Source organism: Bradyrhizobium sp. SEMIA (genome assembly GCF_014844175.1).
Classification (GTDB): Bacteria; Pseudomonadota; Alphaproteobacteria; order Rhizobiales; family Xanthobacteraceae; genus Bradyrhizobium; species Bradyrhizobium arachidis.
Genome location: NZ_CP046601.1, coordinates 602,776 through 624,855, shown reverse-complemented (window position 1 = coordinate 624,855; position 22,080 = coordinate 602,776). Strand labels below are relative to the sequence as shown.

At 65.4% G+C, this 22,080-nt stretch carries 17 protein-coding genes; 12 read left to right on the top strand and 5 right to left on the bottom strand.

From position 1 onward, the window contains the following. Positions 1–19 precede the first annotated feature (19 nt). From FOM02_RS02975 to FOM02_RS02965, 3 genes are all read left to right on the top strand, one after another. A complete protein-coding gene (locus FOM02_RS02975) occupies positions 20–325 on the top strand; it encodes a hypothetical protein (protein ID WP_027563201.1) in 306 nt (101 codons plus the stop codon). Between the two features lie 148 nt (positions 326–473). Further along, complete coding sequence (gene soxB, locus FOM02_RS02970; protein WP_265441441.1) at positions 474–2,219, top strand: thiosulfohydrolase SoxB; 1,746 nt, start codon at positions 474–476, stop codon at positions 2,217–2,219. 2 nt (positions 2,220–2,221) lie between these two features. Further along, positions 2,222–2,674 (top strand): hypothetical protein, encoded by a 453-nt coding sequence (locus FOM02_RS02965; protein ID WP_027563203.1) that lies wholly within the window; start codon positions 2,222–2,224, stop codon positions 2,672–2,674. Between the two features lie 150 nt (positions 2,675–2,824). Here FOM02_RS02965 and FOM02_RS02960 read toward each other — a convergent pair whose 3' ends face one another. Then, positions 2,825–3,202: a VOC family protein gene (locus tag FOM02_RS02960; RefSeq protein ID WP_035730611.1), complete on the bottom strand. Its 378-nt coding sequence runs from the start codon at positions 3,200–3,202 to the stop codon at positions 2,825–2,827. Positions 3,203–3,577: 375 nt separating this feature from the next. On the opposite strand from FOM02_RS02960, the gene FOM02_RS02955 reads away from it, so the two are divergent. The 4 genes from FOM02_RS02955 to FOM02_RS02940 all read left to right on the top strand — a co-directional run bounded on the left by FOM02_RS02955 (position 3,578) and on the right by FOM02_RS02940 (position 8,162). Beyond that, complete coding sequence (locus FOM02_RS02955) at positions 3,578–4,615, top strand: MBL fold metallo-hydrolase (protein WP_027563204.1); 1,038 nt, start codon at positions 3,578–3,580, stop codon at positions 4,613–4,615. An 80-nt stretch (positions 4,616–4,695) separates the two neighbouring features. Next, positions 4,696–4,857 carry a hypothetical protein gene (locus tag FOM02_RS02950; protein ID WP_035730608.1) on the top strand — a complete coding sequence of 54 codons (162 nt, stop codon included), beginning with the start codon at positions 4,696–4,698 and terminating at the stop codon, positions 4,855–4,857. A 162-nt stretch (positions 4,858–5,019) separates the two neighbouring features. Then, positions 5,020–6,231: an MFS transporter gene (locus FOM02_RS02945; RefSeq protein WP_027563205.1), complete on the top strand. Its 1,212-nt coding sequence runs from the start codon at positions 5,020–5,022 to the stop codon at positions 6,229–6,231. 215 nt (positions 6,232–6,446) lie between these two features. Then, positions 6,447–8,162: an N-acyl-D-amino-acid deacylase family protein gene (locus tag FOM02_RS02940; protein WP_027563206.1), complete on the top strand. Its 1,716-nt coding sequence runs from the start codon at positions 6,447–6,449 to the stop codon at positions 8,160–8,162. 225 nt (positions 8,163–8,387) lie between these two features. On the opposite strand, the gene FOM02_RS02935 is transcribed toward FOM02_RS02940, so the two are convergent. Then, positions 8,388–9,725 (bottom strand): MFS transporter, encoded by a 1,338-nt coding sequence (locus FOM02_RS02935; protein ID WP_027563207.1) that lies wholly within the window; start codon positions 9,723–9,725, stop codon positions 8,388–8,390. A 145-nt stretch (positions 9,726–9,870) separates the two neighbouring features. Between FOM02_RS02935 and FOM02_RS02930 the strand changes: the two genes are divergently transcribed. Genes FOM02_RS02930 through FOM02_RS02915 form a run of 4 tightly spaced genes read left to right on the top strand, consistent with a single transcriptional unit; the run spans position 9,871 to position 14,467 of the window. Beyond that, a complete protein-coding gene (locus FOM02_RS02930) occupies positions 9,871–10,524 on the top strand; it encodes an ABC transporter ATP-binding protein (RefSeq protein ID WP_027563208.1) in 654 nt (217 codons plus the stop codon). Next, positions 10,521–12,983 carry an FtsX-like permease family protein gene (locus FOM02_RS02925; RefSeq protein WP_027563209.1) on the top strand — a complete coding sequence of 821 codons (2,463 nt, stop codon included), beginning with the start codon at positions 10,521–10,523 and terminating at the stop codon, positions 12,981–12,983. Before FOM02_RS02930 ends, FOM02_RS02925 begins: the two co-directional genes overlap by 4 nt. Beyond that, positions 12,973–14,055 (top strand): lipocalin-like domain-containing protein, encoded by a 1,083-nt coding sequence (locus FOM02_RS02920; protein ID WP_027563210.1) that lies wholly within the window; start codon positions 12,973–12,975, stop codon positions 14,053–14,055. Before FOM02_RS02925 ends, FOM02_RS02920 begins: the two co-directional genes overlap by 11 nt. A 25-nt stretch (positions 14,056–14,080) precedes the next feature. Next, positions 14,081–14,467: an MAPEG family protein gene (locus FOM02_RS02915; protein WP_027563211.1), complete on the top strand. Its 387-nt coding sequence runs from the start codon at positions 14,081–14,083 to the stop codon at positions 14,465–14,467. Between the two features lie 274 nt (positions 14,468–14,741). Here FOM02_RS02915 and FOM02_RS02910 read toward each other — a convergent pair whose 3' ends face one another. The 3 genes from FOM02_RS02910 to FOM02_RS02900 all read right to left on the bottom strand — a co-directional run bounded on the left by FOM02_RS02910 (position 14,742) and on the right by FOM02_RS02900 (position 20,594). After that, complete coding sequence (locus FOM02_RS02910; RefSeq protein ID WP_027563212.1) at positions 14,742–15,935, bottom strand: ABC transporter substrate-binding protein; 1,194 nt, start codon at positions 15,933–15,935, stop codon at positions 14,742–14,744. A 292-nt stretch (positions 15,936–16,227) separates the two neighbouring features. After that, on the bottom strand, positions 16,228–19,392 hold the full coding sequence (locus FOM02_RS02905) for an efflux RND transporter permease subunit (RefSeq protein ID WP_265441440.1): 3,165 nt from the start codon (positions 19,390–19,392) through the stop codon (positions 16,228–16,230). After that, positions 19,389–20,594, bottom strand: coding sequence for an efflux RND transporter periplasmic adaptor subunit (locus tag FOM02_RS02900; protein WP_027563214.1), 1,206 nt, complete (start codon positions 20,592–20,594; stop codon positions 19,389–19,391). Before FOM02_RS02900 ends, FOM02_RS02905 begins: the two co-directional genes overlap by 4 nt. A 329-nt stretch (positions 20,595–20,923) precedes the next feature. Here FOM02_RS02900 and FOM02_RS02895 point away from each other — a divergent pair, with 329 nt between their 5' ends. Beyond that, positions 20,924–22,078 (top strand): iron-containing alcohol dehydrogenase, encoded by a 1,155-nt coding sequence (locus FOM02_RS02895; RefSeq protein WP_027563215.1) that lies wholly within the window; start codon positions 20,924–20,926, stop codon positions 22,076–22,078. The last annotated feature ends 2 nt before the right edge of the window (positions 22,079–22,080 follow it).

Sequence of the window (22,080 nt, the reverse complement as noted above, 5' to 3'; positions counted from 1 at the left end):
CACGACCATGAGCGCGGCCATGAAGCTGTCACTTGCCTTGGCCATGCTACTCGCCGTGAGCCTCGCGCCATCCGCGCGCGCGGCCAATGAGGTGGACTACAAGGCGGCCTATGCTGCCGCCGAGGCCGCCTCCAAGGAGGCAGCCGGCATGCGCAACCAGTGGACCGTGACCGTATCGGCGCTCGCCGCCGCCAAGAAGGCGGCCGATGGCGGCGATTTCGACCGCGCGGTTGCCGCCTCGAAGGAAGCCGAGGCGCTGGCGAAGGCGTCGATTGTCCAGGCGACGTCCGAAAAAGAAGCCTGGAAGGCCATGGAAATCCGCTAGAGCGCGATGCGATTAGGATCGCCATGGCGCTTGAGCTGTTTGTTTGAGCATGATCTTTTCGGAAAACCGCTGCGCGCTTTTCCGGATCATGCTTTAGACTTGAGCACGTTGAACTGTCGTAGCCGAGCATAGGCGCGGAGAATCTGGGATGGCCATCCGCCGCCGCGATTTCCTGAAGAGTACAGCCGCTGTCGCCACCTCGCTCAGCCTGCCCCGGCTTGCGCGCGGCGCCGAGACCGCGAGCATTTACGACCTCGAACGGTTCGGCAATGCGCGGATCCTGCACACCACCGACACGCATGCGCAGCTCAACCCGGTCTATTTCCGCGAGCCCAGCGTCAATATCGGCATCGGCGAGATGGCGGGGCGACCACCGCATCTGGTCGGCCGCGCTTTCCTGGAGCGGTTCGGCATCCGGTCCGACAGCGCCGATGCCTACGCCTTCACCTGCTTCGAGTTCGAGAAGTCCGCGGGCCGCTTCGGCAAGCTCGGCGGCTTTGCCCATCTGAAGACGCTGATCGACCGTTTGCGCGGCGATGCCGGCGAGAAGCGCTCGGTGCTCGTCGACGGTGGCGATCTCTGGCAGGGCACCGGGCTTGCCAACACCATGCAGGGCCGCGACATGGTCGAGGTCGCCAACCTGCTCGGCATCGAGGCGATGACCGGCCATTGGGAATTCACCTATGGCGAGCAGGCGCTGCGCGACAATCTCGAGCGCTTCAAGGGCGAGTTTCTGGCGCAGAACGTTTTCCTCACCGAGGAAGCCGCGTTCAACGATGCGCTCGCCTTCGACAAGGCCAGCGGGCGCGTGTTCAAGCCCTCGGTAATCAAGGAGCTCGGCAGCCATCGCGTCGCGATCATCGGCCAGGCGTTTCCCTATGTGCCGATCGCGCATCCCAAGCGCTTCACGCCCGACTGGACCTTCGGCATCCGCGAGGAAGAGCTGCAGAAACACGTCGACGGCCTGCGCAGCACCGACAAGGTCGATGCGGTCATCCTGCTCTCGCACAACGGCATGGATGTCGATCTCAAGCTCGCAAGCCGCGTCACCGGCATCGACGTCATCCTCGGCGGCCATACCCATGACGCCGTGCCGCAGCCGATTGCCGTGACGAATGCCGGCGGCACCACGCTCGTCACCAATGCCGGCTCCAACGGGAAGTTCCTGGGCGTGCTCGATCTCGCGCTCGAGAAGGGCAAGGTCGGCGACGTCAGATATCATCTGCTGCCTGTTTATTCCGAGCTGCTCAAGCCCGATCCGGCCATGGCCGAATTGATCGGCCGGCTGCGCGCGCCGCATGTGACCGACTGGGCGGAGAAGATCGCCACCCCGGATCGCCTGCTCTATCGCCGCGACAATTTCGCCGGGCCCATGGACGAGCTGATCTGCACTGCGCTGCGCACCGAGCTCGACGCCGAGATCGCGTTGTCGCCGGGTTTCCGCTGGGGCGTCACCGCGCTGTCGGGCCAGGCGCTGACCATGGAGGACGTGCTCGCGGAGACCGCGATCAGCTATCCCGAGACCTATGTGCAGGAGATGACCGGCGCAGAGATCAAGAACGTGCTGGAAGACATCTGCGACAATCTCTTCAACGCCGATCCCTATTACCAGCAGGGCGGCGACATGGTGCGCGCCGGCGGGCTCAGCTACACCTGCAGCCCGACGAACGCGATCGGCAGCCGCATCTCCGAGCTGAAGCTCAGTGGCGGCAAGGCGATCAATGCGAGCCACCGCTACAAGGTCGCGGGCTGGGCCTCGGTCAACGGCCAGCAGGGCGCACCGGTGTGGGATGTCGTCGCCAAATATCTGCGCTCGGGCCGGATGCTTCAGGAACGGCTCGGCAGCGGCGTCACGCTGAAGGGCGTCGAGGGCAATCCGGGCATTGCGGGATAGGGATGATGCGGTCGCAAATTCTTCGCGTGCTGATGCTGCTCGCCTGGATGACGATGCCGCAGGCTTTTGCCCAGCAGGTGCCGCTCCAGGACAAGCCGTTCGCCGAGCACAAGATCGTGCTCCAGCTCTCCGACGGCGATGCGAAGAAGCAGGCGCTGGTGCTCAGCGTAGCCAACAATCTCCTGAAAGCCTACGATCCCGACAAGGTTGCGATCGAGGTCGTCGCATTCGGTCCCGGCATCGATCTGTTGCTGTCAGGCAGCGAGCGCCGCAAGCAGGTCGAGAGCCTGATCGCGCAGGGCGTGCGCTTCGACATCTGCCTCAACACGGTCGACACGATCGAGCGGGAGACCGGGAAGCGGCCGGAGTTCATTCCGGCGGCGACACCGGTGCAGGTCGGGGTCGGGCAGATCCTGTTCCTGGCGGAGAACGGGTACACGGTGGTGAGGCCGTAGGGGCCGCTGTCCCGCCGAACACTCCCCTGTCGTCCCTGTCTAGGGCGTGTACCCATAAATCCGCCCGCCGGACGACGTCCGCATTACCACCGGAAACGCACAAAAGAGGCGCGCCTGGTCATGTCGGCCAAGGGCCCAACTGCGGACGAATTATTGAGCACCAGCGCGGAGACGGGTTGGCCAGCCGACACGGACCAACGTTTCATCTGGATCAGACACGGCAAATTCGTACATCCCCCACGGCTTGTCTTCGGGTGATTGCTGAAATTCGCGCGCCGCAGCGTCAACATCCTCAAGGTAAAGATAAAGCCCAAAAGGGTTTCTGCCCGGTGTCAACCATCCCTCGACCGCGTCCGTCAGATGTAGATATCCGCCTTTCGAGTTCGACAGCATGCGATAGGTGTCGCGTTCTCCTGGAGCAGGCCTTTCGCTGTCCGGGCGCGCAAAGCCCAATCGATTATAGAACCGCTCCGACGCATCAAGGTCATTACACGGCAGGATCGCGATCAAAGATCCGGAAGGGCTCATTCGTGCACTCTGACTTCATGCAGTAATTCTCGACCGCTCTTCTCAAGAGTCCGAAATTTGTCACCTTTAAGGTGGGAGTTCTAATTGGGACAGCCGGATCACCGTTCCGGATCGCAAGGCGAAATCCTTGAGGCCGGATGCATGTCCGCTTCGCTCCAAACTCCTTCTGGGATCCCTGCGCCCCGTGTGCGCAATTGCGCACTAGGCAGGGACGACACTGAATTTGTGGGCAGGCGGTTGCCCCAAACTGCCTCGCCGCCCCATCTCGAGGAATAAAAATCTTCCAAATTTTACCGTCTACACAGTGAATTGCTTCTCTTTCTGCCCCGCCCCGTAGTAGAATCCTCGAAATCAGTTCCACACCGGGGCCTGCCCATGATCTTCCGCCAGCTCTTCGACAGCGTTTCGGGCACTTACAGCTATCTGCTCGCGAGCCGCCCCGGTGGCGAGGCGTTGATCCTCGATCCCGTGCTGGAGAAGGTCGATCGCTATTGCCAGCTGCTGCGCGAGCTCGACCTCAAGCTGGTCAAGGCGGTCGACACTCATCTGCATGCCGACCACGTCACCGGGCTCGGCGAGCTGCGCGACCGCACCCATTGCATGACCGTGATGGGCGACCAGACCAAGGCCGACGTGGTGGCGATGCGGGTTGCCGATGGCGACAAGGTGACGATCGAGGGCCTGTCGCTCGACGTGATGTACACGCCCGGCCACACCGACGACTCCTATTCCTATCTGATGGGCGACCGCGTCTTCACCGGCGATACGCTGTTGATCCGCGGCACCGGCCGCACCGATTTCCAGAACGGCTCGTCGCGCGCACAATACGAGTCGATCTTCAATCGCCTCTTGAAGCTGCCGGACGAGACCATGGTGTTTCCGGCGCACGACTACAAGGGCGACACCGTCTCCACCATCGGCGAGGAGAAGCGCTACAATCCGCGGCTCCAGGTGCGCTCGGTCGACGAATATATCGAGCTGATGGCGAACCTGAAGCTGCCCAATCCGAAGATGATGGACGTCGCGGTGCCCGCCAACATGCGCGTCGGCCTGCATCAGGAGGAACTGGAGAAGGAAGGCCGCGCGCTCAGCGCCGCGGAGGCGATCCGTTCGCTCCACCGGCCCGACATCCTGCTTGTCGATCTCCGCGAGACCAATGAGCGCATGAAGCACGGCATGCTCGAAGGCGCGCTGCACACGCCCTATCCGTCGGTCGAGGAGAGCCTGAAGCCCGGCGGCATGCTGCGCGAGGTCGCCGCCGCCACGGGCCGCCGAGTCGTGTTCTTCTGCGCCTTCGGCGAGCGCTCGGCGATGGCGGTGGCCGCCGCGAAGGATGCGGGATTATCGAACACCGCGCACATTGCCGGCGGCATCGATGCCTGGAAGAAGGCGGGCGGGCCGGTGGTGCGTTGACACCCCGTCTTGCGGCAGATCAGGAAGCCCACATATTTTCCGGATAGAATCGGGTGCAGCATCACCATCCGGGACCAGCCATGGCCAAAACCGCCAAGCCAAGCGAGCCGCCGAAGACGAAGACGGCTGACGACAAGGCAAAGACACCCCCGCCTCCGCGCGATTTCGACGACGACTACGAGGACGGCGACATCGCCACGCCGAAGCGGGATCGCTACGGCAATGACGACGAGCCGTTGTGAGGGGGTAGCCCCAAACACCGCTGTCGTCCCCATGAACGCAGGGACGACAGCGGGGATGCAGCCCCCACCCGCACTACCTGCCATGCGCCTGCGTTCATGGACAAATAACCGCTCTCCCCGATAGTTTGCCCATCCCCTCCAGGATGTGAAAACGGAACTGCAATGGCCGATGTTCTCGCCGCACCGCAACAAGGCAAGGCGGACAGCGCGCTGCGTACCCTGACGGGAATCTCGATCGCGCATTGGGTCAGCCATTTCCATCTGCTGGTCCTGCCGATGCTGTTTCCGTTCCTGAAGGAGAAGCTCGGCGTCGGCTATGTCGAACTCGGCTTTGCGCTGACCGTGTCCGCGGTGGTGTCGGGGCTGACGCAGGCGCCGACCGGCTATCTCGTCGACCATTTTGGCGCGCGGAAGCTTCTGCTGTGCGGCCTCACGCTCGGCGGCCTCGCGCTGATCCTGCTCGGCCTGCATCTCAGCTACCCCGCGCTGATCGCCTGCGCGGTGCTGCTCGGACTCGCCAACAGCGTCTATCACCCCGCCGACTACGCCATCCTCGCCGAGCACATGGACGAGGCACGGATGGGCCGTGCCTTCTCGGTCCACACCTTTGCCGGCTATCTCGGCGGCGCGGTGACGCCGGCGATCGTGGCTGCGCTGGTCACGGTGTCGGGCGGTGTCGGCGCGCTGATCGCCTCGGGCGCGATCGCCATCCTGGTGGCGCTGCTGCTGGTGGCCATGGGCATCCCCGAAGCCGGCGCGCACAAGAAGAAGCCGGGCCACGCAGCCGCGCCGAAGCAGGCCGTGATCACGCCGGCGCTGATCATGCTCACTGTGCTGTTCACGCTGCTCAGCCTGTCGGTCGCCGGCATCAACAATTTCGGCGTGGTGGCGCTGATGAGCGGCTATGGGGCGTCCTATTCGATCGCCAATGTCGCGCTGACGGCGTTCCTTGGCTGCAGCGCCGTGGGTGTGCTCGCGGGCGGCTTCCTCGCCGATTACACCGAACATCACGGCTATGTCGCCGCCGCCTGCTTTGCCGCCAACGCAGCGATCGTGCTGCTGATCGCGCTGGTCACGCTGCCTGGCTGGGTCTTGACCGCGACGATGGCGACCGCGGGCTTCCTCTCCGGCGTGATCGCCCCGTCGCGGGACATGCTGGTGCGCAACGCCGCGCCTCCCGGCGCCGCCGGGCGCGCCTTCGGCATCGTCTCCACCGGCTTCAATCTCGGCGGCATCGTCTCTCCGCTGCTGTTCGGCTGGATCATGGACCAGAGCGCCCCGCACTGGGTGTTCGGGGCCTCCGTGATCTTCATGCTGGCGACGGTGGTGCTGTCGCCGTTCACCGAGCGGCGGGCGCAAGGTAAGGCGAATTGAGCGGTCAATATCGCTACAAATTCAACTGTCGTCCCCGCGAACGCGGGGACCCATAACCACAGGGAGGAGTCGTAGTGCAAGACCGGTAACTCCGAGTCTTCGCCAAACACCTCCCTGTGGCTATGGGTCCCGGATCTGCGCTTCGCTTGTCCGGGACGACGGCTGAGAGAGACGAGAAAAACACAACACAACAAGACAAAACGGGAAGAAACACCATGAGCACCCCTGATCTCGTGATCCGCGGCGGCACTGTTGCGGATGGAAGCGGCGGCGAGCTGTTCGAGGCTGACGTCGCGATCTCCCGCGGCAGGATCAGTGAGGTCGGGAAAGTTTCGGCGAAGGGACAAGAAGAGATCGACGCGCGCGGAAAACTGGTGACGCCGGGCTTCGTTGACGTGCACACCCATTACGACGGCCAGGTCACCTGGAGCCAGGACATCACGCCGTCCTCGCAGAACGGCGTCACCACGGCGATCATGGGCAATTGCGGCGTCGGCTTCGCGCCGTGCAAGCCCGCCGATCACACCCGTCTAATCCAGCTGATGGAAGGCGTCGAGGACATTCCGGAACCAGTGCTGAGTGCCGGCATTCCCTGGGCCTGGGAGAGCTTTCCGGATTACATGAACTGGCTGTCCAAGCGCGATTTCGACATCGATGTCGGCGCGCAGCTGCCGCATGCCGCGCTGCGCGTCTATGTCATGGGCGAGCGCGGCGCGCGCCGCGATCCCTCGACCGCCGAGGACAACGCTGCGATGGCGAAGCTCGCGGGCGAGGCGGTGCGCTCCGGCGCGCTCGGCTTCTCGACCTCCCGCACGCTCAACCACCGCACCTCGACCGGCGATTTCACCCCGACGCTGAAAGCCGGCGAGGACGAGCTGACCGCGATCGCCGGCGCGATGCATCGCGAGGGCCGCAGCGTGCTGCAATTCGTGCTTGATCTCTCGACCATCCACGAAGATCTGCCGATGATGCTGCGGGTCGCGGACGCCACGAAGTGCCCGATCTCGTTCTCGATCACGCAGAACGACAAGGCGCCCGACCGCTGGCGCCAGACGCTGGACGAGATCAATGCGGCCGCCAAGCGCGGCCTCTCCATCACCGCGCAGATCGCGGCACGTCCGGTCGGCCTCCTGCTCGGGCTCGAGCTGTCGCGAAACCCGTTCCAGACCCATCCAAGCTACAAGGCGATCGCGCATCTGCCGCTGCAGGAGCGGCTGGCGCGGTTGCACCAGAGCGAGGTGCGCAAGGCGATCCTCAGCGAGACGGCGACGTCGACCGACGATCCGCTGTTCTTCCGTCCGAACTACGACAAGATGTTCCTGCTCGGCGATCCCCCCGATTACGAGCAGCCGCCGGAGAACGCGCTGGGCCCGCAGGCGCGCAGGCAGGGCCGCCAGCCGGAGGAGCTCGCCTATGATGCGATGCTGTCGGACGAGGGTCGCGGCATGCTCTACGTGCCGTTCCTCAACTATGCCGACGGCAATCTCGATGCGACACGCGAGATGCTGATCGATCCGCAATCGGTGCCGGGCCTGTCCGACGGCGGCGCGCATTGCGGCATCATCTGCGATGCCAGCTTCCCGACCTATCTGCTGACGCACTGGACGCGCGACCGCAAGCGCGGCGAGAAGCTGACGATCCCGTTCGTGGTCGCCGCGCAGTCGCGCAAGACCGCGCTCTCGGTCGGCCTCACCGACCGCGGGCTGATCGCCCCCGGCTACAAGGCCGACGTCAACGTGATCGACTACGACCGCCTGCACCTGCATCCACCGAAGGTGCATTACGATCTGCCGGTCGGCGGTCGCAGGCTGTTGCAGGATGTCGACGGCTATGAGGCGACGATCGTGTCGGGCGTGCTGACGCGGCGGCACGGCGAGGCCACGGGGCAGCGGCCGGGCAAGCTGATTCGTGGCGCGCAGGGGATGAATTAGGCGAGGGCTGTCGCTGAGGCGCACAAGCCGCGCCTCACTCCCCGCTGTCGTCCCCGCGAACGCGGGGACCCATAACCACAGGGAGAAATTTGGCGAAGACTCGGAGTTACGAGCTTCCGCCAAACTTCTCCCTGTGGTTATGGATCCCGGATCGGCGCTCCGCTTCGCTGCGCTTGTCCGGGACGACAGTTGTGGTTGGGGCGAACAGCTTGCCTTGCAGCCCGCTTACGTCGGCGAGACCGCGCCTTTCAGCGGGGCGGGCTGCGCCGCCGCACCACGCGTTAGCCGCGCCTTTTCCGTGTTCGGCCAGAGCAGCAGCAGGCCGAGCAGGCCAGAGCCGACCATGACGGCGGCGTTGATGCTGAAGCCGGTCATGTAGCCATCGAGCATGCTGCCGGCGTGCTGGATCACGGTGCCCATCACGTTCGGCGCGATGATGCCCGAGAGCGTGTAGAGCGCTCCGTAGATCGCGAGGATGGCGCCGCGCTGCGATACCGGCGTGAACTCGCCGAGCATGGGCGGGCAGACGACGTAGATCGCGCCGCACAGGCCGGTGCCGACCACGAGCAGGACGATCTGGAAGCTCGCGCCCTGGACATGCGGCATCATCGCCAGGATCAGCCCGCCGATCACCAGCGGCACCGCGCCGAGCACGCCGCGGGCGATGCGGGTGTTGTAGCCGCGGGCCATCATCACCTGCGAGATCCACCCCGTGAGAATCACGATGGTGGCACCGAACACCCAGGGCAGGATCGAGATGAAGCCAGCCTGGCTCTGCGAGAAGCCGAGACCCTTGACGATGAAAGGCGTGAACCAGGTGAGGCCGAGCGACAGCGCCCAGTAAGCGCCGAAGGTCGCCGCGACGCAGCCGATGAAGGTGCGCGAGGTGAGAAGCTGCAGGTAGGGAATCGCCGGCTCGGTCGCGGCCGAGACCTGCGTGCTCTCGAGCGGCCCTTCCTTGCCGAGCGCGAGCCAGGCCGCAACCCAGATCAGGCCTACGACGCCAAGGGCACCGAAGGCATAGTGCCAGGAGTGATTGACGATGACCCAGTTCAGCGCCGGCACCGCGAGGATGACGCCGAAGGCCGAGCCTTGCGACAGGATCGCGGTCGGCAGCGTGCGCTTCTCGTCGGGGAACCATTTGTAGATCGCGTGCGCGGCGACCGAGAAGGCCGGACCCTCGCCCGCGCCGAGCACGATGCGGCAGATCAGGAGCGTGGTGAAGGAGACGGTGCCGACCATCGGAAACTGTGCCAGCGCCCAGATCACGGCCAGCGTGAGCAGCACCCAGCGCGTCGGCACCTTGTTGACGATGAAGCCGACGACGATGGCCGAGATCGAGAACAGGAAGAAGAACGAGGAGCCGAGCAGGCCGAATTGCTCGGCGCTGAGCTTCATGTCGGTCATGATCGGCACGCCGGCGAGGCCGACGACGATCTTGTCGGCGAAGTTTACCAGCATGAAGAGAAAGAGCAGAAACGTGACGGTCCAGGCGCCCTTCGGCGTTTCTTTGGACGTCCCTGCCGTCGTACCCGCCGCGGACGGCATTCCCTGAGCGCTCATGATTCTCCCCGTCTGTGTTTTTTGGCACTTTTTTGATTTGGCCTTCGTGAAGCTAACAACGGCTGCGACAGCAACGCAACCCCGGCATTTCCCCACCAAGTGTGCTACGCAACATTTCCGTTAATTCCGCCCGGCGCCATTCATCGTGCTGACTATCCGAAATCTCTCCAAGACCTTCGCCTCGGCCGGTGAGCCGGTTCACGTGCTGCGCGGCGTCGATCTCGACCTTAGGGCAGGCGAGCGCGTGGCGCTGACCGGCGAGTCCGGCAGCGGCAAGAGCACGCTGCTGCACCTGATCGCCGGCCTCGATGCCGCCGACGGCGGCTCGATCCGGCTGGAGGATATCGAGGTCACCAAGCTCTCCGACGCCGGGCGCGCAGAGCTGCGGCGCGACCGCATCGGCCTCGTGTTCCAGCAGTTCAACCTGATCCCGTCTCTCTCGGTCGCCGACAATCTCGCCTTCCAGGCGCGGATCGCCGGCCGGCATGATGCGGCCTGGACCAAGGAGCTGGTCGAGCGGCTCGGGCTCGGCCAGCTGCTCAGGCGTTATCCGGAGCAATTATCGGGCGGCCAGCAGCAGCGCGTCGCGATCGGCCGCGCGCTCGCGACAAAGCCCTCGCTGCTGCTCGCGGACGAGCCGACCGGCAATCTGGACGAAGACACCGCCGACGACGTGCTGGCGCTGACGCGCGACCTCGTCGCGCGCACCGGCTGCGGCTTCCTGATGGTGACGCACAGCCTGCATCTGGCCGGCACGCTCGATCGCCACGTCACCCTGCATGCGGGGCGGATCGCATGAGGCGCGCGCTGTGGGTCCTCGCCGTGCTGCTCAGCCATTGGCGGCGTCACAAGATGCAGTTCGCAACCCTCCTGATCGGCCTGATCGCGGCGACCGCCTTGTGGAGCGGCGTGCAGGCGATCAACCAGCAGGCCCGCAACGCCTATGACCGCGCCGCGGCGACCTTCGGCGGCGTGCGCACGGCCATGTTGGTGGCGCCCAATGCGGCGACGTTCTCCCAAGACTTGTTCGTCAAGCTCCGCCGCGCCGGCTGGCCGGTCTCGCCGGTGCTGGAAGGACGCGTGCAGGTCAACGGACGCTCGGTGCGGCTGCTCGGCATCGAACCGGTGACGATGCCGGCCGACGTCGGCAACGCGCCGCGCCTCGGCGCCTCTGATTTGAGCGGCTTCGTTGCCCCGCCCGGCCAGACATTGGTGGCGCGGGAGACGCTGAGCGATCTACAGGAGCAGGAGGGCGCGGCGCCGCCGATCAGCAGCGGCGCAAAGCTGCCGCCGCTGCGCGTGCTCCCGCAGCTCGTACCCGATGTGCTAGTGGTCGATATCGGCGTGGCGCAGCGGCTGCTCAACAAGCCGGATCAGGTGTCTCGGTTGCTGATCGGCAAGCCGAAGGGCAAGCCGGCGCCGCTGCAAGACGTCGTCGGCGATCAGTTGCAACGGATCGAGCCGAATGCGGAGACGGAGCTCGAGCGCCTCACCGACAGTTTTCATCTCAACCTCACGGCCTTCGGCCTGCTGTCGTTCTTCGTCGGCCTCTTCATCGTCAATTCGGCCGTGGGCCTCGCCTTCGAGCAGCGCCTGCCGATGCTGCGCACCTTGCGGGCCTGCGGTGCCTCGGCGCGGCTGGTCAACACGGTGCTGGTGATCGAGCTGGTGGCGCTGGCGCTGGTCGCAGGATTGATCGGGCTCGTCTGTGGCTATTTCATCGCGGCGGCGCTTCTCCCCGATGTCGCGGCCTCGCTGCGCGGGCTCTACGGCGCGCAGATCCCGGGGCAACTCACATTGCGGCCTGAATGGTGGCTCGCCGGGATCGGCATCAGCATTGCGGGCGCGCTTGTTGCGGCGGCGACCAGCCTGATCAAGGCGATCAGGATGCCGGTGCTGGCGACGGCGCAGCCGCGCGCCTGGCAGCAGCGGCAGCGGCGCTGGCTGATTCTGCAGAGCCTTGCCGCCGGCGCCGTGTTCGCGGTTGCGCTGCTGCTGCTTCATTACGGCGTGTCGCTGATCGCAGGATTCGGCGTGCTGGCGGCGCTGATGTTAGGTGCGGCGCTGATCCTGCCGGCCTTCCTCGAAATCATCCTGCTCGCCGGCCAGCGCACGGCGCAAGGTCCGCTATCGCTGTGGTTCTGGGCGGATAGCCGGCAACAACTGTCGGGACTGTCGCTGGCGCTGATGGCGTTGCTGCTCGCGCTCGCCGTCAATGTCGGCGTGTCCACCATGGTGGAAACCTTCAGCCGCACCTTCATCGGCTGGCTCAACGGGCGGCTCGCCGCCGACGTCTACATCAGCGCGGCCGACAATTCGCAGGGCGTTGCGATCCGCAACTGGCTGAAGGAGCGCAGCGACGTGCAGGCGATCCTGTCGGGCGGACGCGCCGAGACGCAGGTTCAGGGCCAGCCGGTGGAATTGTTCGGCCTGCCCGACCACCCGCTCTATCGCGAGCGCTGGCCGCTGCTGGAGACCGCGCCGCGCGCCTGGACTCAGCTCGTGCCGGGCAATGCCGCCTTCATCAGCGAGCAGCTCAGCCGCCGCCTCAACGTCCGTGTCGGCGATGTGATCGAGGTGCCGGCGCCGGGCGGGACCTGGGAGCTCGACATCGTCGGCATCTATGCCGATTACGGCAACCCCAAGGGCCAGCTCGCGGTGAATGTCGCGGCGCTGATCCGGCATTTTCCGCAGACGCCGCAGACCCGGATTGGCCTGACCGTCGCGAAGGACAATATCGCCGGGCTGATCGCGGCCTTGCAGAAGCAGTTCGCGCTCGATGATCGCAGCGTCGCCGACCAGGCGACGGTGAAGGCGGAATCGATCCGCATCTTCAATCGCACCTTTGCGGTGACGTCGGCGCTGAACGCCTTCACGCTCGGCGTCGCCGGCATTGCGCTCCTGACCAGCCTGCTGACGCTGGCGAACTCGCGCCTGCCGCAGCTCGCGCCGCTGTGGGCGGTCGGCATCACGCGGCCGCGCCTTGCCGCGATCGAGTTGACCAAGACGCTGTCGGTCGCGCTGTTCACCTCGCTCCTGGCCGTGCCGCTCGGGCTCCTGGTGGCGTGGTGCCTGATCGCGATCGTGAACGTGAAGGCGTTCGGCTGGCGGCTGCCGTTCCACGTCTTTCCGCTGCAACTGGTCGAGCTGGTTGCGGTGGCGCTGCTCGCTTCGCTGCTTGCAGCGCTGCTGCCGATGGTGCGGCTGGCGCGGATGCAGCCGGCGAGCCTCGTCAAGGTGTTTGCCAATGAGCGCTGATCGGATCTCCCGGCGCGCCTTTGCCGGCGGCCTCGCCGCGCTCGCTCTCGCACGCCGCGCCAGCGCGCAAGGTTATGCCGGGCTCGGCGAGACCGCCGACGGTTTTGCCAAGGTGACGCCGGGAAAGGCCTTTGCTTTCCCAGCCGATCACGGGCCGCATCCGGAGTTTCGCATCGAATGGTGGTATCTCACGGCGAATCTCATCGACAGCAGCGGCGCGGCGTGCGGCCTGCAATGGACGCTGTTTCGGCAGGCGGCGCGGCCGGGGCCGCAAGGCGAAGGCTGGGCCAATCAGCAGATCTGGATGGCGCATGCCGCAGTGACGCGCGCAGGCACGCACCGCTTCAGCGAGGTGTTTTCGCGCGGGGGTGTGGGGCAGGCCGGCGTCACGGACAAGCCGTTCGCGGCCTGGATCGATGATTGGGAGATGAAAGGTTTTGAAAAGACCGGCGACCACACCCTGGCGCCGTTGACGCTGAAGGCCTCGGGCACCGACTTCAGCTACGCGTTGACGCTGGAGGCCGATCGTCCGGTGGTGCTGCAGGGCGACCACGGCTACAGCCGCAAATCGGAGCGCGGACAGGCGTCGTATTATTACAGCCAGCCGTTCTATCGTGCGCGCGGCACGCTCACCATCGACGACAAGCCTGTCGATGTTTCCGGGCAAGCCTGGATGGACCGCGAATGGAGCAGCCAGCCGCTCGATGCCGACCAGACCGGCTGGGACTGGCTGTCGCTGCATCTCGCATCCGGCGACAAGCTGATGCTGTACCGGCTGCGCCAGAAGGACGGCAAGGATTATCCGTTCGGCAACTGGATCAGCGCCGCCGGCGACACACAGATGATTGCGGGCAATGATATCCAGATGAGTCCGAAAGCAACGGCCGAGGTCGCGGGCCGCAAGCTGCCGGTGGAATGGCAGATCGCGATTCCCTCGCGCTCGTTCTCGATTCTTTGCAAGCCGCTCAATCCGAAGGCATGGATGGGGACGGGCTTCTCCTATTGGGAGGGACCGATCAGCTTTGCCGGCACGCATGACGGCGTTGGCTATCTCGAGCTGACCGGGTATTGAAGCGCGGTCTCTAAGGGGATTCGCGATGTACCATCTCACCGCTCTCGTCACGCTGCTGGCGATCGCATTTTATTTCTTCACCTGCATCAACGTCTCGCGCTCGCGCACCCAAACCGGCGTCAAGGTGCCGGCGATGTCGGGCCATCCGGATTTCGAGCGCGCGTTCCGCATCCAGATGAACACGCTGGAATGGATGCCGATCTTCCTGCCGGCGCTCTGGTTGTTCGCGATCTATATCGGCGATGCCGTTGCGGCCGGGATCGGCGCCGTGTGGATCATCGGCCGCATCGTCTATTTCATGGGCTATTCGCAGGCCGCCGCAAAACGCGGCCCGGGTTTCGCGATCCAGGCGCTGGCCGCAATCGCGTTGTGGGCGGGGGCGCTAGGCGCGGTGGTGTTGCGGATGGTGTGAGGGAAGGTCGCGCCTCAATCTCAGTCGTCGTCCCGGACAAGCGCAGCGAAGCGAAGCGCCGATCCGGGACCATATCCACAGGGAGTAGTTTGGCGCGAGCAGGTAACTCCGAGTCTCCGTAACCACACCGGCCTGTGGTTATGGGTCCCGGATCGGCGCGCGCTTGAGGCGCGCTTGTCCGGGACGACAGCGGAATGTGTGGCGCTGGCGCCGGACTCGGAGCTTCGAGATTCCGGGTTCGATGCTTCGCATCGCCCCGGAATGACGCTACGCGTCACTTCGTCAGCGGGCAGCCGCTGTCCTTGGCGGAGAAGAACGCCTTGTCGCCGGGAACGGTGGCGAGCAGCTTGTAATAGTCCCAGGGCTTCTTCGACTCCGAGGGCTTCTTGACCTCGAACAGATACATGTCGTGGACCATGCGGCCGTTCTCGAGCACCTTGCCGCCTTGCGCGAAGTCGTCGTTGACCGGCAGCTCCTTCAGCTTCTTGGAAACGGCCTCCGGGTCCTTGGTGCCGGCGGCCTTGACCGCCTTCAGGTAGCTCAGCGTCGCCGAATAGGTGCCGGCATGGATCATGCTCGGCATCCGGCCGGTGCGCTTGAGGAAGCGTTCGCCGAGATTGCGGGTCTTGTCGTTGAGATCCCAGTAATAGCCCTCGGTCAGCACCAGACCTTGCGCGGCCTGAAGACCGAGGCCGTTCACCTCGGCAAGCGTCATCAGGAGGCCCGCGAGCTTCTGGCCGCCGGAGACAATGCCGAACTCGGCCGCCTGCTTGATCGAGTTGGTGGTGTCGAGGCCGGCATTGGCGAGACCGACGATCTTCGCCTTCGAACTCTGCGCCTGCAGCAGGAAGGAGGAGAAGTCGGAGGAGTTGAGCGGCACGCGCACCGAGCCGACCACCTTGCCGCCATTGGCGGTGACGATCTCGCTGGTGTCCTTCTCCAGCGCATAGCCGAAGGCGTAGTCCGCGGTGAGGAAGAACCAGGTGTCGCCGCCGGCCTTGGTCAGCGCACCGCCGGTGCCGACGCCGAGCGCGCGGGTGTCATAGGCCCAGTGGAAGCCGTAGGGCTGGCAGGCATCGCCGGTGAGCCGCGAGGTCGCGGCGCCGACGACGATGTCGACCTTCTTCTTCTCCTTGGAAAGCTCGTGGACCGCGAGCGCGACCGAGGAGGTCGTCAGCTCCGTGATCATGTCGACGTTCTCGACGTCATACCAGCGCCGGGCGATCGAGGTCGCAAGGTCAGGCTTGTTCTGGTGGTCGGCGGTGACGAGCTCGATCTTCTGGCCCAAAACCTCGCCGCCAAAATCCTCGATCGCCATCTTGGCGGCCTCGACCGACCATTTGCCACCATAGTCGGCATAGACGCCGGACTGATCGTTGAGGATGCCGATCTTGACGCCTTGCGCGGAGGCCGGTGCCGCCAGCAGCAGGGCCGACATTGCGACGGCGGCCAAAAGGGATGATTTCATGAGTTAGCTCCCAGCAGTGTTCTGTTTTGAAATCGCGCGGATAGTAGTGAAGAACCCCGGCCCTGCCCATCCATTTCATGTTGGTCGTTAGTATGGAGGGAGCGCGCCAAACAACAGCTGTCGTCCCGGACGAGCGAAGCGAAGATCCGGGACCCATAACCACAGGGAGTGGTTTGACGAAGACTCGTGGTTACCCCCTTCGCGCCACCACTTCTCCCTGGGGTTATCGGTCCCCGCCTTCGCGGGGACGACAGCGGTGGGTGTGGAGGTTCCGATGGCAACCTGACCATCGTCAGGCCGCCACCTCCGGCTTCTTGTCGCGCCGCCCTTCGGCGAGGTTCCGCACCACGACGTAAAAGATCGGGGTGAACAGCAGCCCGAAGAGCGTCACGCCGATCATGCCGAAGAACACGGCAACGCCGACCGCCTGCCGCATCTCCGAGCCGGAGCCACTCGAGATCACCAGCGGCAAGACGCCGAGGATGAAGGCGAAGGACGTCATCAGGATCGGCCGCAAACGCAGGCGGCAGGCCTCGATCACGGCCTCCAGCCGCGGCTTGCCTTCGTTCTCGATGTCGCGCGCGAACTCGACGATCAGGATCGCGTTCTTTGCAGCTAGCCCCACCAGCACCACGAAGCCGATCTGGGTCAGGACGTTGACGTCCTGCCCCATGATTCGCACGCCGATGGTGGCGGCGAGCAGGCACATCGGCACGATCAGGATCACCGCGAAGGGCAGCGTCCAGCTGCCATATTGCGCGGCGAGCACGAGATAGACGAACAGCACGCAGATCGGGAACACGTAGAGGCCCGCATTGCCGCCGGTGATCTGCTGATAGGACAGGTCGGTCCATTCGAAGGTAAAGCCGCTCGGCAAGATGTCGTCGGCGAGCTTCTTGATGGTGTTGAGCGCGGTGGTCGAGCTGACGCCCGGCGCCGGCTCGCCCTGCAGTTCGGAGGCCGCATAGAGATTGTAGCGCGCGACGCGGTCGGGGCCCGAGACGTCCTTGAACTCGACCACGCTGCCCAGCATCACCATGTCGCCGGAGGCGTTGCGCGTGCGCAGCCGCGCGAGGTCGCTTGGCTCTTTCCGGAACGGGAAGTCTGCCTGCGCCGTGACGTGATAGGTGCGGCCGAACAGGTTGAAGTCGTTGACATAGGTCGATCCGAAATAGGTCTGGATCGTGTCGTTGACGTTGGCGATGGGAACGCCGAGCTTCTGCGCCTTGGTGCGGTCGATGTCGACGAAGAGCTGCGGCGTATTCGCCGTGAACGGCGAGAACACCGTGGGGCCGAGCAGCAACGGCGATTTGCGCGCAGCGGCGACAAGCTCGTCGGTGGCTGCGGCGAGCAGCTCCGGCCCGCGGCCCTGGCGGTCCTGGATGCGGATGGTGAAGCCGCCGCCGGTGCCGATGCCGGGGACGGCCGGCGGCGGAATGACGATGATGAACGCGCCCTGGAGCGCGGCGAGCCGCTTGCGCAGCTCGGCCGTGATGGCGTTCGCCGTCAGCCCCTTCTTCAGGCGCACCTCGGGTTCATCGAACACCGGAAACAGCGCCGCTGCGTTGCCCTGCTGCGTGCGCGTCGCACCCGAGAAGCCGGCGAAGACGGCAACTCGGATGATGCCCGGGGTATCCAGCGCGATCCGCTCGATCTCGCGCACGATCTCGGTGGTGCGCGCCAGCGACGCCGCGCCGGGCAATTGCACGGAGACGATGACGTAGCCGCGATCCTGCGCGGGGATGAAGCCCTGCGGCGTGGTCCCGATCAGCCAGCCGGCGCTGCCGATCAGCACGACGTAGATCAGCAACATCACCACCGAGTGCCGGATCACGAAATTCGCAAGACCCGCATAGCCATGCGACAGCCGGTCGAACACGCGGTTGAAGACGCCGGTGAAGGCATTCCATCCGCGCGCGATGACGTTCCAGGCCGCCGGCGGCCGCTTCTCCTCGTGCGGCGTGAGGATCAGCGAGGCCAGCGCCGGCGACAGCGTCAGCGAGCAGAAGCAGGAGATCGCGGTCGCAACCGCGATGGTGATGGCGAATTGCTGGAAGAATTGCCCGGAAATGCCGCCAAGGAACGCCGTCGGCACGAACACGGCACATAGCACCAGCGCGATCGAGACCAGCGCGCCGCCGACCTCCTCCATGGTTTTCAGCGCGGCATCGCGCCGACTGAGGCCATGCTCGAGATGCCGCTCGACATTCTCGACCACCACAATGGCGTCGTCGACGACGATACCGACGGCGAGCACGAGGCCGAAAAGCGTGAGATTGTTGATGGAGAAGCCGAGCGCCGCCATCACCGCAAAGGTGCCGACCAGCGAGACCGGAATCGCGATGATCGGGATGATCGCCGGGCGCCAGCCCTGCAGGAACACGAGCACCACGACGACCACAAGCAGCATGGCCTCGTAGATGGTCTTGATCAGCTCGTGGACGGATTGCGCGATGAACTCGGTCGGATTGTAGCCGATATTGTAGTCGAGGCCTTTCGGAAAACTCTCCTTCAGCTTGACCATGGTGTCGGAGATGCTTTTCGCGGTCGCCAGCGCGTTCGACCCGGGCCGCTGCGTCACCAGCATGCCGACGGCCGATTTGCGCAACAGGAAGCTGTTGGTGGAGTAGGAGAGCGCACCGAGCTCGATGCGGGCGACATCGCGCAGGCGCACGGTTCGGCCGTCCGAGCCGGCCTTGATCAGGATATCCTCGAACTGTCTCTGATCCTTCAGGCGTCCGGTGAACACGAGATTCGGCTGGAACGCGCGGTCGGTGATCGGCGGCTCGGCAACCTGGCCGCCTGCGATCTGGATGTTCTGCGCGCGGATCGCCGCGATCACCTCGGTCGAGGTCAGGCCGAGATTGGCGATGCGGTCGGGGTCAAGCCACAACCTCATGGAGTAGTCGCGCGCGCCGAAGATCTGGATGTCGCCGACGCCGTCGAGGCGCAGCAGCTGGTCGCGGACCTGGAGCAGCGCGTAGTTGGAGATGTAGAGCTGGTCGAACGTGTCGTCGGGCGACAACATGAACACGACCATCAGGATGTCGGGCGAGTTCTTGCGCGTGGTGACGCCGTTGCGCTGGACCTCTTCAGGAAGCCGCGGCTGCGCGATCGCGACGCGGTTCTGCACCAGCACCTGGGCCTTGTCGAGGTCGGTGCCGAGCTTGAAGGTGACGGTGATGGTGAGCTGGCCGTTCGAGGTCGCCTGGCTGTAGAGATACAGCATGTCCTCGACGCCGTTGATCTCCTGCTCGATGGGCGCTGCGACCGTGTCGGACACGGTCTGCGCGGAGGCGCCGGGATATTGCGTGGTGACGACGACGGTGGGCGGCACCACTTGCGGATATTCGGAGACCGGCAGCGTGGTGTAGGCGATCGCGCCGACGATCAGCAGCACGATCGACAGCACCATCGCGAGGATGGGCTGGTTGATGGAGAGACGGCCAAGATTCATGACTTGCCACCGGCCGGGGCTTGAGCAGTCTGCGGGGCGACCTTGGCGCCGACGCGGGCGCGCTGGATGCCGTTGACGATGACGCGATCGTCGGGCTTGAGCCCGTCGCGGATCACACGCAGGCCTTCGTCTAGCGGACCGAGCACCACGGCGCGCACCTCGACGGTGTCGTCAGGCTTGACTACGAACACGATCTTGCGGGACTGGTCGGTCGCGACCGCGGCGTCCGGAATCAGCAGCGCCTCATAGGGCGCGCTGCCGATCAGGCGGACTCGGCCGAACTGGCCGGGCAGGATCGACAGATCGGTGTTCTTGACCACGGCGCGGCTGCGCAGCGTGCCGGTGGAGACATCGAGGCGGTTGTCGAGGAAGTTGATCGAGCCGTCATGCGACGGCTTGGTCTCGCCGGCGAGCGTCACCTGCACCGGGTTTGCGGTATCGCGCGAGCTCGGGCGCTTACCCTCGAACCACAACTTGCTGTATTTGATGAAGGTCGCTTCGTCCATGTCGAAATAGACGTAGATCGGGTCGAGCGCGACGATCGAGGTGAGCAGTGTCGAAGTGCCGGTATCGCTGCCCTGCACGAGATTGCCGGGGCTGACGAGGTGGCGGCTGACGCGCCCGGTGAGCGGCGCGGTGACATGGGTGAACTCGATGTTGAGGCGAGCGGCCTTCAGCGCGCCCGCGGCCTGCGTCTCCGCAGCGTGCGCGGCCTGCAAGGCCTGGCGGCGCTGGTCGACGACCTGCTCGGAGACCGCGCTGGTCTGGACCAGGTTCAGGCCGCGGTCGAGCTCGCGCTTGGCCAGCTCCACCTTGGCGCGCGCGTCGGACAGCTGGCCGTCGGCCTGCTCGGCCACAGCCTCGAACGGACGCGGGTCGATCACGTAGAGCAGATCGCCCTGACGCACGATGGCGCCGTCCTGGAATTCGACCGAGTTGACGAAGCCGCCGACGCGCGGGCGCACCTGCACCTCCTCGATCGCCTCGAAGCGGCCGGTGAACTCGTCCCAATCAGTGACGGTGCGCTTGACCGGCTGGGCGACCGTCACCGGCGCGGGCGGCGGCGCAGACGCTTGCGAGGCCGGCTGTCCGCAGCCAGCGAGCGCGAAGGAAGCGGCGAGGAGACCCGCGATCGCGTAATGCCGCATCTGAACGAAATCGTGCTTTTTGACAAATGGCTCGCTTCCGTCCGGTCCAGTCATCCCAGGTCCTCGCATCAAAAGCCGCGGAAAAAGCAGGGTACGCGCCTGCTCGCGGGCGACACAAGATGGGCGGCAATGATGAACTCTTCAAGACCAATGCGCGTGCAATAGTACAACGCATGGCCTGACCGGATGGCGGGTTGACAGTGGGTGAGGTGGGCGCACACGCGGCGGTTGGTGCCAATGAGTTGGCGATGAAGGCGCGGCGTTCTCCACCCTCCCCCGGGAGGGGGAGGGTAAGCGGCCAGCGTCTTCGCACATGACGGGCGGCGGGCGCTCGGCTAGACTTGCCTTCCAAAAACAAGACGAATTGTCCGGGGAGGACCGGCGTGCACCAGGGACGTGTCGTCTACGGCGCGATCGAGGAGGTCGTGTTCGGCCATCCGGCGGCGGATGCCATCGTCGCGCAGATGGACCGGCTGGGAACACGCCGCGCCTTCCTGATGGTCTCAGGCACGCTGAACCGGCAGACCGACGAAATCACGAAAATCAAGGACGCGCTCGGCGAACGCTGTGCCGGCCTGTTCGACGCCATGCCGGCACACACGCCGCGCGAGGCCGTCATTGCCGCCACCAACGCAGCGCGCGAGGTGGGCGCCGATCTGATCGTCACCGTGGGCGGCGGCTCGATCACCGACGGCGCCAAGGCGGTGCAGCTCTGTCTTGCGAATGGCATCGACACGATCGACGGCATCGACCGCATCCGCGTGCACAAGGGCGTTGCGCCGGAGATGACGGCGCCAAGCGTGCGCCAGGTCAGCGTGCCGACCACCATCGCCGGCGGCGAATTCAGCTCCATCGCAGGCGTGACCGACCGCGCTACGCATGTGAAGCAGATGCTGCGGCATCCGCTCACCGTGCCGCGCGCGACCATTCTCGACCCAGGCATCACCGTGCACACGCCGGAATGGCTGTTCCTCTCGACCGGCATTCGCGCCCTCGATCACTGCGTCGAGGCGATCTGCTCGCGCGAGACGCATCCCTATGCCGATGCGCAATCGGTCAAGGGCCTTGCCATGCTTGCCGACGCGCTGCCGCGGGTGAAGGCCGACCCTGCCGATCTCGACGCGCGGATGGATGCGCAGATCGGCACCTGGCTGTCGATGGGCGCGCTCGCGGCCGGGGTGCCGATGGGGGCGAGCCACGGCATCGGCTATGTGCTGGGCGCGGCGTTCGACGTGCCGCACGGCTACACCTCCTGCATCATGCTGCCGGCGGTGATGCGCTGGAACGCACGCGACAATGCCGAGCGCCAGATGATCGTCGCCGCCGCGATGGGCTTTCCCGGCCACAACGCCGCCGACGTGTTGGATGCCTTCATCCGCTCGCTCGGCATGCCACGCAGCCTTGCCGAGATGCGGGTCACGCCGGAGCATTTCGACGCCATCGCCGAACAGGCGATGCGCACCAACTGGATCCCGCGCAACCCGCGCAGGATCGACGGCCCCGCCGATATCCGCGAAATCCTGCTTCTCGCCGCATGATC

What these genes read in the sequence shown, in the direction of transcription:
- FOM02_RS02960 (WP_035730611.1), bottom strand. Translation starts at nt 3,202, where the DNA reads ATGAGCCCTTCCGGATCTTTGATCGCGATCCTGCCGTGTAATGACCTT.
- FOM02_RS02920 (WP_027563210.1), top strand. Translation starts at nt 12,973, where the DNA reads ATGAGCGCTGATCGGATCTCCCGGCGCGCCTTTGCCGGCGGCCTCGCC.
- FOM02_RS02910 (WP_027563212.1), bottom strand. Translation starts at nt 15,935, where the DNA reads ATGAAATCATCCCTTTTGGCCGCCGTCGCAATGTCGGCCCTGCTGCTG.
- soxB (WP_265441441.1), top strand. Translation starts at nt 474, where the DNA reads ATGGCCATCCGCCGCCGCGATTTCCTGAAGAGTACAGCCGCTGTCGCC.
- FOM02_RS02955 (WP_027563204.1), top strand. Translation starts at nt 3,578, where the DNA reads ATGATCTTCCGCCAGCTCTTCGACAGCGTTTCGGGCACTTACAGCTAT.
- FOM02_RS02915 (WP_027563211.1), top strand. Translation starts at nt 14,081, where the DNA reads ATGTACCATCTCACCGCTCTCGTCACGCTGCTGGCGATCGCATTTTAT.
- FOM02_RS02900 (WP_027563214.1), bottom strand. Translation starts at nt 20,594, where the DNA reads ATGACTGGACCGGACGGAAGCGAGCCATTTGTCAAAAAGCACGATTTC.
- FOM02_RS02945 (WP_027563205.1), top strand. Translation starts at nt 5,020, where the DNA reads ATGGCCGATGTTCTCGCCGCACCGCAACAAGGCAAGGCGGACAGCGCG.
- FOM02_RS02950 (WP_035730608.1), top strand. Translation starts at nt 4,696, where the DNA reads ATGGCCAAAACCGCCAAGCCAAGCGAGCCGCCGAAGACGAAGACGGCT.
- FOM02_RS02940 (WP_027563206.1), top strand. Translation starts at nt 6,447, where the DNA reads ATGAGCACCCCTGATCTCGTGATCCGCGGCGGCACTGTTGCGGATGGA.
- FOM02_RS02975 (WP_027563201.1), top strand. Translation starts at nt 20, where the DNA reads ATGAAGCTGTCACTTGCCTTGGCCATGCTACTCGCCGTGAGCCTCGCG.
- FOM02_RS02935 (WP_027563207.1), bottom strand. Translation starts at nt 9,725, where the DNA reads ATGAGCGCTCAGGGAATGCCGTCCGCGGCGGGTACGACGGCAGGGACG.
- FOM02_RS02965 (WP_027563203.1), top strand. Translation starts at nt 2,222, where the DNA reads ATGATGCGGTCGCAAATTCTTCGCGTGCTGATGCTGCTCGCCTGGATG.
- FOM02_RS02905 (WP_265441440.1), bottom strand. Translation starts at nt 19,392, where the DNA reads ATGAATCTTGGCCGTCTCTCCATCAACCAGCCCATCCTCGCGATGGTG.
- FOM02_RS02925 (WP_027563209.1), top strand. Translation starts at nt 10,521, where the DNA reads ATGAGGCGCGCGCTGTGGGTCCTCGCCGTGCTGCTCAGCCATTGGCGG.